The organism is Enterobacter sp. MALB-1, from assembly GCF_041021625.1.
Lineage (GTDB): Bacteria > Pseudomonadota > Gammaproteobacteria > Enterobacterales > Enterobacteriaceae > Enterobacter > Enterobacter oligotrophicus.
In genome coordinates this window covers 3,888,170-3,902,764 of sequence record NZ_JBDPJL010000001.1, presented here as the reverse complement: position 1 = coordinate 3,902,764, position 14,595 = coordinate 3,888,170, and the positions used below count along the sequence as shown (strand labels likewise).

Annotated in this window: 9 protein-coding genes; 3 read left to right on the top strand and 6 right to left on the bottom strand. The window is 55.5% G+C overall.

Features of this window, described 5'->3' with window-relative positions:
- Window positions 1-4 precede the first annotated feature (4 nt).
- Window positions 5-1,402 (bottom strand): PTS fructose transporter subunit IIC, encoded by a 1,398-nt coding sequence (locus tag ABGB15_RS18690; protein ID WP_215723715.1) that lies wholly within the window; start codon window positions 1,400-1,402, stop codon window positions 5-7.
- A gap of 178 nt (window positions 1,403-1,580) precedes the next feature.
- On the opposite strand from ABGB15_RS18690, the gene ABGB15_RS18685 reads away from it, so the two are divergent.
- Window positions 1,581-2,240, top strand: a complete 660-nt coding sequence (locus ABGB15_RS18685; protein WP_152083260.1) for a MurR/RpiR family transcriptional regulator — start codon at window positions 1,581-1,583, stop codon at window positions 2,238-2,240.
- Window positions 2,241-2,246: 6 nt separating this feature from the next.
- Here the strand turns inward: ABGB15_RS18685 and ABGB15_RS18680 are convergent, their stop codons facing one another.
- The 4 genes from ABGB15_RS18680 to treR all read right to left on the bottom strand — a co-directional run bounded on the left by ABGB15_RS18680 (window position 2,247) and on the right by treR (window position 7,336).
- Complete coding sequence (locus ABGB15_RS18680) at window positions 2,247-2,993, bottom strand: oligogalacturonate-specific porin KdgM family protein (RefSeq protein ID WP_152083261.1); 747 nt, start codon at window positions 2,991-2,993, stop codon at window positions 2,247-2,249.
- 142 nt (window positions 2,994-3,135) lie between these two features.
- On the bottom strand, window positions 3,136-4,791 hold the full coding sequence (gene treC / locus ABGB15_RS18675) for an alpha,alpha-phosphotrehalase (RefSeq protein WP_215723716.1): 1,656 nt from the start codon (window positions 4,789-4,791) through the stop codon (window positions 3,136-3,138).
- Window positions 4,792-4,842: 51 nt separating this feature from the next.
- Window positions 4,843-6,261, bottom strand: a complete 1,419-nt coding sequence (gene treB / locus ABGB15_RS18670) for a PTS trehalose transporter subunit IIBC (protein ID WP_215723734.1) — start codon at window positions 6,259-6,261, stop codon at window positions 4,843-4,845.
- Between the two features lie 127 nt (window positions 6,262-6,388).
- Window positions 6,389-7,336: a trehalose operon repressor TreR gene (gene treR, locus ABGB15_RS18665; protein ID WP_215723717.1), complete on the bottom strand. Its 948-nt coding sequence runs from the start codon at window positions 7,334-7,336 to the stop codon at window positions 6,389-6,391.
- 385 nt (window positions 7,337-7,721) lie between these two features.
- Here treR and mgtA point away from each other — a divergent pair, with 385 nt between their 5' ends.
- Window positions 7,722-10,430: a magnesium-translocating P-type ATPase gene (gene mgtA, locus ABGB15_RS18660; protein ID WP_215723718.1), complete on the top strand. Its 2,709-nt coding sequence runs from the start codon at window positions 7,722-7,724 to the stop codon at window positions 10,428-10,430.
- Window positions 10,431-10,631: 201 nt separating this feature from the next.
- Window positions 10,632-13,016, top strand: coding sequence for a family 20 glycosylhydrolase (locus tag ABGB15_RS18655; protein WP_313326703.1), 2,385 nt, complete (start codon window positions 10,632-10,634; stop codon window positions 13,014-13,016).
- A gap of 85 nt (window positions 13,017-13,101) precedes the next feature.
- Here ABGB15_RS18655 and gbpA read toward each other — a convergent pair whose 3' ends face one another.
- Window positions 13,102-14,553 carry an N-acetylglucosamine-binding protein GbpA gene (gene gbpA / locus ABGB15_RS18650; protein ID WP_215723720.1) on the bottom strand — a complete coding sequence of 484 codons (1,452 nt, stop codon included), beginning with the start codon at window positions 14,551-14,553 and terminating at the stop codon, window positions 13,102-13,104.
- Window positions 14,554-14,595: the final 42 nt, after the last annotated feature.

Below are 14,595 nucleotides of genomic sequence, written 5' to 3'. Positions count from 1 at the left end.
GTCCTTAGTCAGTGCTCTTCGGGCTGAGATAAAGCACGCCCAGCGCACAGATCAGCGACCCTGCCAAGACACTGACCAGATAGCCAACGACGTTGGTCGCCAGCGGCCATCCCCATATTGCTGGCAGTGGTAAGGTCTGCTTTACCCCTAACGTAATCGCCAGTAACGCACCGGAGACGGCTCCTGCCATAAACACGGGGATCAAACGCGGGTTTTTCAGAATGAAAGGAATGGCACCCTCTGAGATACCAATGACGCCCAGCAATAATGAGGTACTGCCGACCGTTTTCTCTTCGCTGCTGAAAACGGCGGGAAGGCCAAACCGCCCGTTAAGAAAAGCGGCGAAACCAACGCCGATGGAAGGGATGACAATCGCCAGTTCACGCGCGGTTAAGTCGAACGTTTCGCTTACACCGTTCAGGCCGAGTGCCACTGAACCGGCGGCTTTATTGATTGGCCCACCCAGGTCAAACGCCGTACCTGCGGCGATCATGGCCGAATAGAAGCCTCGTCCGGTGTCCCCCGCAGAGGTGAAAAAAGTCACCATGAGCTGATTAAGCGAACCAAAGACAGGATTAATCAGATATTCCATCACCATTACCAGCGTAATACCGGTGATGAGCGGCACGATAAGCATGGTCTTAATGGTGGTGAGTTGCTGTCTGACGTGGATGTTATCGTTGAGCCAGCGCACGAGGTAGCCCACAAAGAACCCGATACCAATGGCACCAAAAAAGCCTGAAGGCATAAAGTTTTCGATGTCAAAGAAACGTTTATAGACCTCGTCCGACATGATGCCGCCAACAAGCCCTGGAATGAGCGCGGGTTTTCCGGCAATGGAAAATGCCAGGTACATGGCAAATACCGGATACATAAACTTAATCGTCATAAAGCCGAGCTTATCCAGCACGCTAAACGGCGAATTCTCAATCCCGATAAACTGGCCTGTGATTTTTGCGGTCGCCATCATCAGGCCGCCCATTACCACAACCGGTAACATATAGCTAATGGCGGCCATGATGTGACCGATAAAAATCTGGTATGCCGAGCGGTGGTTTTCCGCGTCGTTCTCAATGTGGGCGACCGTTTTGTCCAGCGACAGTGCCTGGTCCAGATAGCGATCGGTATGTTTAATCAGTTCCTGAGTACGGACCTTGAGATGAGGCACATTATCGAAACGTTCTGCATCTTGTATGGGGACATCGATCGCCAGTACGACGGCAGTGGCGCTGGCAATATCCTGCGCGGTGAGACGGTTTTTTACACCATCGCTTCCCTGCGTTTCGACCTTAACCTCAATATTGTGCTGTTTCGCCCATTCAGTAATTTTATTTGCCGCCATAAACGTATGGGCAATGCCTGTCGGGCAGGCGGTTACCGCGACAATTTTTTGTTTCGTCATTATAATGGCTTCCTGCTGTGAAAGTATCGGCAGTATAAGGAGAATCAAATACAAAGATTAATGTTTGATAATACTTATTACGTATCGTGATACTTATTCAGGAAATATGTGAAGCGCCTTCCAGCGCGTATTAATGAAAGCTGCTAATATCAAAGCGGTTTTTAAAAGGATACACAGCATGAATTCTTTCCAGGGAAGCGAACGTTTGATATTTGAATACATTCAATATCACGCTCATAATATTTCTGATATATCGGCAAAAGAGATCGCTCGTGATACCTATACCACGACAACGTCTGTTAACCGTGTCTGTAAGAAAATGGGGTATAAGAGCTATACGGAGCTGCGGTATCGGTTTCTGCGCGACCAGCATGCGGCGGCACCGTCACACACGCTGTTGCGTGTGGAAAGTGAAGAGATTGAGGCGGACGTTTCCGGGCAACTTATTCATTCCAGCCATATCTATCTTTATGCGCGCGGGGCATCACTCACCAGTCTTAACTATTTATCACGCTTTCTGTCGCTCGCGAGCCTGCCGCATCTGATTCTGAACGATATGCACCAGCTAACCCGCGTATCAAAAGGCACGCTGGTCCTTATCAGTAAATCGGGTGAGACGCAGTCTTTAATCGAAATGGCGCGCAACGCGCTGCGAAAGGGGTTGAAAGTTGTCGCGATAACCCGCCGTGGCTCAACGCTGGCGGCGATCTCAACGCTGTGCTGGCCTTTAGACATTGATATCAATGCCATCTCGCTTTATCAGCGGGAAGGCCAACTGGAACTGCTGAGCGCCGTTGACCGTATCGGCTGCAGGTTGTTGCAGCACGATACGGTGTAAGGGCGTTTAAAGTTGTTTCACAATGCCCAGGCGGACGGCGTAATCATTTTCATGGTTGCCGTCATCGTTGATATAGGTTTTATCCAGTGAAACCAGCTCAACGTAAGGCGTCCAGCCGTCGTCGAGTTTATAGTTGAAGGCGAGCGTGTGTTCCCAGTAGGTATCATCACCGGTTCCCTGATCGACATTATCCTGCCAGCGGAAGCGCGGGTTATAGGACATGCCGAATTTCCCGATGTTATAAGCAAACCAGATATCGAACTGGTGAGACTCACGTCGGGTGTAGCCGCTACCGTCTAACGCCTTGTCGCTGTGCGCGTCATTAACGGTGTTATAGCGATAACGTGCCGACAGATTCAGGCCGTTATCAAAGGATTTCCAGCCCTGAATAAAAGGACGATAGTGTGTATTGCTGGCGGTAAACACGGTCACCATGCCGGGGGCGACAGCGTAGCCGTTGCCGAGGTCAAAACGCCAGCGCGTTTCGATCTCTTGTGCGGCCTCTGTTAAGCCTTTATCGTCGGAATTATAGCGGTCTGTATCACCAAAAAAGGTATCGTTGTGGTTTTGCGCGGCTTCGACGGAGAAATAAAAACCGTTATCAGCCTGATGCATGACTTTAATGCGAGAATCATTGACGTCGGAGCGTGTGTTATGTCCAAAGCGAAGATCGACCGAGGTATTTCCACACCAACCCTGACTGCTTAACAATAATGCGCTAATACACGTTGCTTTAATAATAATGTTTTTCATAATGTCCTGCCGAGGTTATTTTATTGGCAGGGCTATTTTTATTTTGGCTGATATAAAATGTAAAAGTTATCGTCGTACATTTAGCGTATCGTTAAACCTGATAATAAAAGAGAAACGGCCTTTGAGCCGTCTCTCCTGAACATTAACCTTGCAGCCACCACACGGCTTCAAACGGTCGTAGGGTCATTGCCAGCGGATGATTTGTCGTTTCGGTGTAGTTGCTCATGACTACCTGCCACTCGCCGTTGAGCGCATCTGGCTGCCATTGCTGGCATTCAGCGCTGAGGTTCGCGATCACAATCAGGGTTTGCCCCTGCCACTGGCGACGATAGCACCACAGGGAAGGGTGCTCAGGCAGCAGATCCTGATAATCTCCCCATGTCAGCACCGGCAGGGTTTTGCGCAGGCGGATCAGCGACTGATAAGTGTAAAACACCGAATCCGGGTCATCGAGCGCTGCACGAGCATTCACGGTTTCGTAGTTATCACACACGCCAATCCACGGCTCGCCTTCGGTAAAGCCCGCATTGTGCGAGGCGTCCCACTGCATCGGCGTGCGTCCGTTGTCGCGGGATTTACTCGCCAGGATCGCCAGTAATTCGTTCGGATCGCGGCCTTTTGCCCGCAGTTCGGCGAACATGTTCAGGCTTTCCACGTCGCGGTAATCGGTAATGCGCGAAAAGTGCGGGTTGGTCATGCCAATCTCTTCGCCCTGGTAAATGTACGGCGTGCCCTGCATCCCGTGTAGCACCATGCCGAGCATCTTCGCAGCGGGAACGCGGTATTTTCCTTCGTCGCCAAAGCGTGAGGCGATACGCGGCTGATCGTGGTTACACCAGAACAGCGCGTTCCAGGCTTTGTTGTGCATCCCCTGCTGCCAGTGGCTGAAGAGAGTTTTCAGCGCTACGTAGTCCGGCTTTGCCTTCGTCCATTTTTCGCCGCCGGGATAATCCACTTTCAGGTGGTGGAAGTTGAAGGTCATCGACAACTCGCGCCCGTCAAGAGAGGCGTACTGTTGACAATTTTCCAGCGAGGTCGAGGACATTTCGCCCACGGTCATCAGGTTGCGCGGGGTAAAGACGTCGCGGCTCATCTCCTGCAGATATTCGTGGATGCGTGGTCCGTCGGTGTAGAAACGACGACCGTCACCAACGTCATCATTCGGGAAGGCCTGATCTTTCGAAATCAGGTTAATTACATCGAGACGTAAACCGTCCACGCCGCGATCTGCCCAGAACTCGCACACTTTTTTCAGCTCGGCGCGCACGTCCGGGTTTTCCCAGTTGAGATCGGCCTGCTCCGGTGCGAAGAGATGCAGGTAATACTGCTCGCTCCCGGCGTGCCAGCGCCAGGCGTTACCGCCAAATTTGGAGCGCCAGTTATTGGGGAACTGGTCCGGTGTGCCGTCGCGCCAGATATAAAACTGTCGATACGGGCTCGCTTTATTCAGCGATTCACGGAACCACGCATGCTGCGTTGACGTGTGGTTAAACACCATATCGAGGACGATGCGGATGCCCCGTGAATGCGCCTGTGCGACCAGCTCGTCAAAATCATCCAGCGTGCCAAAGGACGGGTCGATGGCGGTGTAGTTCGCCACGTCGTAGCCGTTATCCACCTGTGGAGAGATATAAAATGGCGTCAGCCAGATGGCATCAATGCCGAGGGTTTTCAGGTAATCCAGGCGTTGCGTGACGCCGCGTAAATCGCCGGTGCCGCATCCGGTGGTGTCCTGGAAACTCTTCGGGTAGATCTGATAGATGACGCCGTTTTGCCACCAGTGAGGAAGGGTATTCATAATGCGTTCCTGCAAATGCGAAGGGGCGCAACTGCGCCCCGAAAGAAGACGTTAAACAATCTGCAGCGAGCCCTGACGGAACTTACGCTGGTAAACCACAGTGGTGAGTGCCATTGGGACGATAATTGCTACCGCCATTGCCAGTGCGAACACCTGCCAGAATGCGGGCTGGATGGAGAGGATGCCCGGCAGGCCGCCGACGCCAATCCCGTTCGCCATTACACCGTTCAGACCGCACAGCAAGCCCGCCAGACCAGAGCCGATCATCGCGCAGAGCATCGGGAAGCGGTATTTCAGGTTGATACCGTACATCGCCGGTTCGGTGACGCCGAGGTACGCAGAGATGGCCGCCGGAACCGAGATTTCGCGTTCGTTGTGTTTACGGCTGACGATGATGATGCCCGTTACCGCAGAGGCCTGCGCAATATTAGAGAGCGCAATGATAGGCCAGACCGGCGTGCCGCCCAGGCTCTGAATCATCTGCATGTCAATCGCCAGCGTGGTCTGGTGGACACCGGTGATCACCAGCGGCGCATACAGGAAGCCAAACAGCGCGGCACCAATCGGCGCGAAGCTGCCGGTCATCAGGTGGCGAACCGCGAAGGCCACGCCATCACCGATCATGCGACCAAACGGACCGATAAAGGCATGCGCCAGGAAGACGGCCAGGATCAGGGAGCAGACGGGTACGACCACCAGATAAAGGTAATCCGGCACCATGCGTTTTAAGCGGGTTTCAATAAAGCCCAGCGCCAGACCTGCCAGCAGTGCCGGGATGACCTGCGCCTGATAGCCCACTTTCGCGATGGTAAACAGACCGAAATTCCACACTTCCGGAACCTGCTGCCCAAGTAAGTAAGCGTTCATTAACTGTGGAGAGACCAGCGTGACACCGAGTACGATACCCAGAATCGGCGTACCGCCCATTTTACGCACCGCGGACCAGCAAATCCCCACCGGCAGGTAGAAGAAGATCGCTTCGCCAATCAGCCACAGGAAGTCGTAGATGCTTTGCAGCGCCGGATACATCTGCGCCAGGGTTTTACCGTCGCTCATCGGGACATCGCCGATGACGTTACGGAAGCCTAAAATCAAGCCCCCGCTGATCAGCGCTGGCAGCAGCGGGAAGAAGATCTCCGCAAAATGGGAGATTAACTGCTCGTGCCATTTCATATTCTGGCGTGCCGCTTTCTTTGCCTGCTCTTTATCGGCAGAAGAGTGCCCCGTGGTGGCCAGCAGCGCCTGATAGTAATCGCCCACTTCGGTCCCGATGACGACCTGGAACTGTCCGGCGTTGGTGAAGCAGCCTTTGACCATCGACAGCTCTTCAATGGCTTTCGGGTTGGCCTTTGCCGGATCGTTCAGCACGAAGCGCAGGCGGGTTATGCAATGGCTGACGGTGGCGATGTTTTCGCGGCCGCCAACCAGGACGATCAACTGGTCGATATCTGCTTGTTTGACTTTACTCATCATGAAACCTCATGACAGATGGAGAAGGGGGAAATGACCTGAGCGCAAGCCTACTCCTTCAGCGTGACGGCGAAAATGGGAACGTTCCCGAAATCGGGCGAAGATCACAATAAACCATTCAAGTGGGTTATGAGAGATAGGCGGGAATAACGATCTGACGCGGCTCTGCGCGCCCGTTGATTTGCTCGATGAGCTGCGCAGCAGCCTGTCTGCCGGACTCGGCGTAGCCGGGATCGACGGTGATAATTTCCGGATGTAAAAACTTCATTAGCGGCGTGCTCCCCACGCTTGCCACCTGCAGTCCGTCGATGCGTTGCTCCTGAAGATATTTGCTCGCCCCCAGCGCCAGGGTATCCGTGGCGCACACCAGCGCGGTGGTCTGTGGTGTGAGCACACTCGCGACCTGCTCGTAGCCTTGCTTCATGCCCAGCCCTGGCAGGGAGGCGACAGCGGGCAGATTATGCTTTTTGCAAAACGTCAGATACGCTTCATGACGACGCTTACCGGTGGTGACGTCCACATGCGGGACGCCCAGATAGCTAATGTGGCGATGGCCGTCATCGTACAGGCGCTGCATCAGGGTGATGATCGCCCCCTCGTCGTCGTAGCAGACAGAGGCAAACCCGCTGGCATCGCGCGCCAGCAGCACCAGCGACGGCTGCCACGGTTTCAGCATCTCTTCTTTAATGCCGGTAAAGCCAAACAGCACCACGCCGTCAATGTTGCGCCGCTGAAGCATGCCGAGATGCTCCTCCACCAGCGGCGGCGAAAACTGGCTCTCCATCATGATCGGGTCATAACCCTGCTCATAAAAGGCGGGCAGCATGGTCTGAACGGCGAGGTTTTCTGACAGGGAATCCAGACGTGAGACAATAATGGCGACCACTTTGTCACTCTGCCCGCGCATGGCGCGCGCCGAGCGGGAAGGGGAAAAGCCGTGCTGATTCATCACCGCTTCGACGCGTTCGCGCGTGCGTTCGCTGACACCGCTTTCGTTGTTAAGCACGCGCGAGACGGTGGATTTCCCCACGCCGCTTAAACGCGCGATGTCTTTAATCGTAAGGCGGTTCTGCATGCTGATTTCCCTGTAACAACGACAATCAATAGAGCCTAATGCTATAGCGTGATTTCGCTATGGGCAAAGTCTGGTTTACGTTCGGTTTATTTATGTGAAGTTATAATACCGCCCGATTTGCCACAAACGGTATGGATAAATCCTTATACTGCGCGGCGACACCCTACTTTTTACTTACCGGAGGCGACATGGACCCTGATCCCACACCTCTCCTGAACGGGAGAAAACCTTCTTTCCGGTAAGCCAGCCCTTTGCTGTCTCACCGGTGATGTGAGGCAGTGACGCTCAAACGTTCCTGCTTGAAAAATTAAGTGCCTCTCAGGTACGGCATTGCCACGCCTGAAGGAATAACTGTGTCCGCCTTCGCGGATGCGGGGGAATGACTATGCTAAAAAATATCACCCGGCAGCTCCTTGCACAGCTGAGCCGCCATTTGCCACATCGCCTTGTCCAGCGCGACCCGCTACCGAACGCCAAAAATCTGGCGGGGGCAACGATCCCGGCCAGCCTGACCGAGCGCTGCCTGAATGTGGCCGCAATGGACGAAAACGAAGTCTGGCGCGCCTTTGGCGGGCATCCGGAAGGGCTGAATGCGGCCGAAGTGGAAAAAATCCGTGCCGTGCACGGCGATAATCAAATCCCGGCGCAAAAACCCTCTCCGTGGTGGGTCCATCTCTGGCTCTGCTATCGTAACCCGTTCAACCTGCTGTTAACGGTGCTGGGCATTATCTCCTACGCGACCGAAGATCTGTTTGCCGCAGGCGTGATCGCCCTGATGGTGGGTATCTCCACGCTGCTGAACTTTATTCAGGAAGCCCGCTCCACCAAAGCGGCGGATGCCCTGAAAGCCATGGTGAGCAACACGGCGACCGTCTCGCGTGTGATTAACGATCTCGGTGAAAATGCCTGGGTCGAACTGCCTATCGACCAACTGGTGCCGGGCGATCTGGTGAAGCTGGCCGCCGGAGATATGATCCCGGCCGATTTACGCATCATTCAGGCGCGCGATCTGTTCGTGGCGCAGGCGTCGCTGACCGGTGAATCGCTTCCGGTTGAAAAGGTGGCGCGCAGCCGCGATCCGCAGCAGGTTAACCCACTGGAATGCGACACCCTGTGCTTTATGGGCACCACGGTGGTGAGCGGGACGGCGCAGGCAATTGTAACTGCAACAGGCGGAAACACCTGGTTTGGACAGCTTGCCGGACGCGTGACCGAGCAGGAAAGCGAGCCGAATGCCTTCCAGAAAGGCATTGGCCGCGTCAGCATGCTCTTAATTCGCTTTATGATGGTAATGACGCCGATTGTGCTGCTGATCAACGGCTACACCAAAGGTGACTGGTGGGAAGCGGCGCTGTTCGCGCTCTCCGTGGCCGTCGGCTTAACGCCAGAAATGCTGCCGATGATTGTCACCTCCACGCTGGCACGCGGGGCGGTAAAACTCTCTAAGCAGAAAGTGATCGTCAAGCACCTCGACGCTATCCAGAACTTTGGCGCAATGGATATCCTTTGCACCGACAAAACCGGCACGCTGACGCAGGATAAAATCGTGCTGGAGAACCACACCGATATTTCCGGCAAAACCAGCGATCGCGTGCTGCACAGCGCCTGGCTGAACAGCCACTACCAGACCGGGCTGAAAAACCTGCTCGACGTCGCCGTGCTGGAAGGTGTCGATGAAGAGTCTGCCCGCACGCTCTCAGGACGCTGGCAAAAGGTGGATGAGATCCCGTTCGACTTTGAGCGCCGCCGCATGTCAGTCGTGGTGAGTGAGCAGCAGGATGTGCATCAGCTGATCTGCAAAGGCGCACTACAGGAAATACTCAACGTTTCCAGCCAGGTGCGCTATAACGGCGACATTGTGCCGCTGGATGACACCATGCTGCGCCGCATTAAACGCGTCACTGATAACCTGAACCGTCAGGGGCTGCGCGTGGTGGCCGTCGCGAGTAAATTCCTGCCTGCGCGTGAAGGGGATTATCAGCGTATCGACGAATCCGATTTGATCCTCGAAGGTTACATCGCATTCCTCGATCCGCCGAAAGAGACCACCGCGCCTGCGTTAAAAGCGCTGAAAGCGAGCGGCATCACCGTCAAAATCCTCACCGGCGACAGCGAGCTGGTGGCCGCCAAAGTGTGCCACGAAGTCGGGCTGGACGCGGGCGACGTGGTGGTGGGCAGCGATATTGAGCATCTCACGGATGATGAGCTGGCAAAACTGGCCCAGCGCACCACGCTGTTTGCCCGTCTGACGCCGATGCACAAAGAGCGCATCGTGACCCTGCTTCGCCGTGAGGGGCATGTGGTGGGCTTTATGGGTGACGGCATTAACGATGCACCCGCACTGCGTGCGGCGGATATTGGCATCTCCGTAGACGGTGCGGTGGATATCGCCCGTGAAGCGGCCGATATCATCCTGCTGGAAAAGAGCCTGATGGTGCTGGAAGAAGGCGTAATTGAAGGGCGTCGTACCTTTGCCAATATGCTTAAGTACATCAAAATGACCGCCAGTTCTAACTTCGGTAACGTCTTCAGCGTGCTGGTGGCGAGCGCGTTTCTGCCGTTCCTGCCGATGCTGCCGCTGCACCTGCTGATCCAGAACCTGATGTACGATGTGTCTCAGGTGGCGATCCCGTTTGATAACGTTGACGATGAGCAGATCCAAAAGCCACAGCGCTGGAATCCGTCCGATCTGGGCCGTTTTATGCTCTTCTTCGGCCCGATCAGCTCCATCTTCGACATTCTGACCTTCTGCCTGATGTGGTTTGTGTTCCACGCCAATACGCCAGAGCACCAGACGCTGTTCCAGTCCGGCTGGTTCGTGGTGGGGCTACTGTCGCAGACGCTGATTGTGCATATGATCCGTACCCGTCGCATTCCGTTCATCCAGAGCCGCGCCGCGTGGCCGCTGATTATCATGACCGGCATTGTAATGGTGCTCGGGATCGCGCTGCCGTTCTCGCCGCTGGCAAGCTATCTGCAACTGCAGGCGCTGCCGCTGAGCTACTTCCCGTGGCTGGTGGCGATCCTTGCGGGCTACATGGTGCTGACGCAGATGGTGAAAGGGTTCTACAGCCGTCGGTATGGGTGGCAGTAAACACCACGCCCGGTGGCGCTGTGCTTACCGGGCCTACGATCCAAACGTAGGCCGGGTAAGGCGAAGCCGCCACCCGGCAGCTGGCTTTCCTCCCAAATTCAACAACCTGTGATCTCCGTCATGCCATTCGCTTGACGACAAATTAAGCGCATGTTAACAGAATGTTTTGCCTCTTTTCGGCCCGTCAGATAAGGAACATTCATGTTACGGTACAGCCTCTTAACCGCCGGGCTTATGCTCGGCGCGTCAGCGTTTGCCGCTCCGGCAGGCGATCTCCCCCTGATGCCCTGGCCTGCAAAGGTCGAACGTCCGACGACCCAGGGCGCGCTGGTGCTCAGCAACACGATTTCCGTCAGCGTCAGCGGGGACGATCTCGGTGACGCGGTCAACCGCCTGCGCCAGCGTATCGCCATGCAAACCGGCTGGACGCTACAGCCGCAGGCCGACAAGCCTGAAAAACCGACCATTCGCATCGCGATAGCTAAAAAGGTGAAGCCGCAGCCGCTGCCGGACAGCGATGAGAGCTATAAACTGACGGTGGACGCTAACGGTGTAACGATTTCCGCCAACACCCGCTTCGGTGCGCTTCGTGCGATGGAAACCCTGCTTCAGCTGATGCAGAACGGGCCGGAAAATACCTCTCTGCCGTGGGTCTCCATTGAGGACTCCCCGCGTTTCCCGTGGCGCGGACTGCTGCTCGACTCGGCGCGCCACTTTATTCCTCTGCCGGATATTAAACGCCAGATTGACGGCATGGCTGCCGCCAAACTCAACGTCCTGCACTGGCATTTGACCGACGATCAAGGCTGGCGGTTTGCCTCGAAGCGCTATCCAAAACTGACACAACTTGCCAGCGACGGGCTGTTTTATACGCCAGAACAGATGCGCGATATTGTGCGTTACGCCACCGAACGCGGCATCCGCGTGGTGCCGGAAATAGACATGCCGGGCCATGCTTCTGCCATCGCTGTTGCTTACCCGAAACTGATGAGCGCGCCGGGGCCGTACCAGATGGAGCGTCACTGGGGTGTGCTGAAACCGGTGCTGGACCCGACAAAAGAGGCGACCTATACCTTCGCCGATGCGATGGTCAGCGAACTGGCGGCGATCTTCCCCGATCCGTGTCTGCATATCGGTGGTGATGAGGTTGACGACAGTCAATGGAAAGCGAACGCGGCGATTCAGACATTCATGCGCGACAACCGGCTTGCAGACAGCCACGCGCTACAGGCGTATTTCAACCGCAAGCTGGAAACGATCCTCGAAAAACATCACCGCCAGATGGTGGGCTGGGATGAGATCTACCATCCCGATCTGCCAAAAAGCATTCTGATCCAGTCCTGGCAAGGGCAGGATGCGCTGGGACAGGTGGCGCAGAATGGCTATAAGGGCATTCTCTCCACCGGTTTCTATCTCGATCAGCCTCAGTCCACCGCCTATCACTATCGCAATGAAATTGTGCCGCAGGGTCTGAATGGTGTGGATGTGATAGCCGACACCGACAGTGCCCAGAGCTGGGCCTTCTCTATGCCGCGCCTGAAAGGTAAACCGGTGGAAGGGAGCTTTACGCTGGTGAAAGGGGATTCCGGCTGGCGTGGATTTATTGATTTTGCGGGGAAATCCCGTCGTGCGGTGGATAACATTCAGTGGCGTGATGACAATCAGGTGACGTTTACCGTCGACACCTGGATGGGGGAAACGCGCCCGGTCGTCTCCGTTGATAACGACAAGCTAAGCGGTTATTTCCTGGTGGGCAACGCCCGCTACCCGATCAGCGGCACGCGTCTGGACGAGGTGCCGAAAGGCATTCCTCCGGTGGTGCCGGATGCTGCTAATCAGGTCAACCTGCTGGGCGGTGAGGCTGCACTGTGGGCCGAAAACGTGGTCGCGCCGGTACTGGATATCCGCCTGTGGCCGCGCGCCTTTGCGGTGGCGGAGCGGTTATGGTCGGCGCAGGACGTCAACGATGTCGACAATATGTACACCCGTCTGCAGGCGATGGACAGCTGGTCGACGGTGTCGGTCGGACTGCAGCAGCACACTCAGCAGCAGGTGCAGTTCACACGTCTGGCGAACAATGCCGATACCTTGCCGCTGCAGATCCTCGCCCAGGCGATTGAACCGGCGCAGTATTACACGCGTCAGCATCTGAAATTCCAGGCCGGGAACTATCATCAGTTTGAGCCCCTTAACCGCTTCGCTGATGCGATTAACGCCGAAAGCACCACCGTGCGCCAGATGAACAAGTGGGCCGACAGGCTGGTGAGCGACGCGGAAGATACGGAAAGCGCCGAGGCGCTGCGCCACGTGTTTAACCGCTGGCAGGGCAACACCAGCGATGCGCTGGCGCTCAGTGAAAACAGCTATCAACTGAAGGCGCTGAAACCGGTGATCGAGGAGGTGGATAAGCTGGCCTCCATTGGTCTGAGGCTGACAGATCTGGTGGCGCGTCAGGGGACGCTGGATGATAAAGAAATAGCGTCGATTCAGGGCGAGCTGGATAGCGCCGCGAAGATTCAGGATGAGGTGGTGATTGCAGCGGTCTATCCGCTGGAGACGCTGCTTAGGGCGACGCGAAATCCGTAACAAAAGCGCCCGGTGGCGCTACGCTTACCGGGCCTACGTGACGTGTAGGCCCGGCAAACGAAGTGCCGCCGGGCGTAAAGGCAACTCAGTTCTTCAGTACCCACGCCTCTTTCCAGTGAGAGCCTGTACCTGGCTCAAACTGCGTTGATGTTTTACTGTACTGTTTGCAATATCCGCTGTACGGGAACGGCTTGCACTCATAGGTTTTACCGTCTTTCGGCTGGAATACGGTTGTACCCGTGGTATACGAAGAGATGTTCTCCGGGAAGGTATAATCGTACTGTCCGGCTGGTGCGGATGAGTCTGCATTTTCCAGCATCATATCGATCACATCCTGAGCAAACAGCGTCCCGGATTTGTTGGTGGCGTAGTATTTCAGCATATGATGACCCGCGGTTACGCCTGTCAGGGTCATAGTGACGTCCTGATTGCTGTTATTCATATCCTGTTTCAGATAGCCCTTATCCGCCCCCATGTGGTTCATCACGTGGGCTTCAAGGTTTACGTCGCCGCTGGTGTTGACGTGGAATGTTACCGTCGCCTGGCCATTGTCGACTTTGCTGTAGCGAACGTCAGAAATCTGCAGGGTTTCGTTGACCTGCGGTTTCTGCTCCTCATACGAGATAGCCACGCTGCGTAGTGGGCTGCCTTCGCGCACAAACACGCTGTTTGCGCCATGCGCCGGATTGACCGTACCGCTCTCGTCTTTCACTCCGACGCGCACGTCGCTGTGCTCCGCGTTGATCTTTTGAGCCAGATCGAATGCCCACTGGTTGGCGTCGCCCTGTTCCGCGGAAGCAATAGTGAGTGAGGTGCTCATGGCTAACACTTCGCCATTGGCATCGAAGAAGCGGGCAATGACTTTATCGCCAGCGTTGAGATTATTACCCGCAATCTGGCCGCTCAGCGTTTTGCTCCATTCCGTGTGTTGCGCGGGCGTTTCGTCTGGCGTGGTGTTACCCCCATTACCGAAATCCACATCGATTGCCTGGTAGAAGCTGTTCTGCGTATCGGCAATTTCCCACACGCCATAAATCACCTGATAGCCAGTGCGTTGCGGCACATTGCAGTTCATGGATTGCGTCATCGCAGGAGCTTGCCCGTTGCCGTTAACGGTACAGAACGGCGTCAGTTCAAACTGATCGCGGGTTAGCGGTTTATTCGGGTTCCAGTTCTGTTTGGTGATGTAATAACGCCAGTTGGTGGTTTTATGGGGCGCGGTGTGATGCCAGACGAACGCATGCATGCCCGCTGTCATCGGCGTTTTAGTCCATGCGTTGATGCTTTGCTTGTCTAACTGGGAATAATTGGCAATCCCCGCGCTGGCGAGTTCACCGTCGGGCGGCAGTGCACCCGCCGGAAAACCCGAGGCGCGCTCTACGCTCTGAGGTTCATATTCGACCAGCCCGCAATCAATGTTCTGGCCCAGTTTACACATATAGGCGCGGCTGGCCGGGGATTCAATATATCCGTGTGCAAGGGCGGAAGAAGCGACGGTCAGTGTGGCAACCGCAAGCGCAATGTTTGAGATTTTCATTTTTAGTCCATAAGCGGGGAAAGAGTTTGCTGCCGCGCAGTG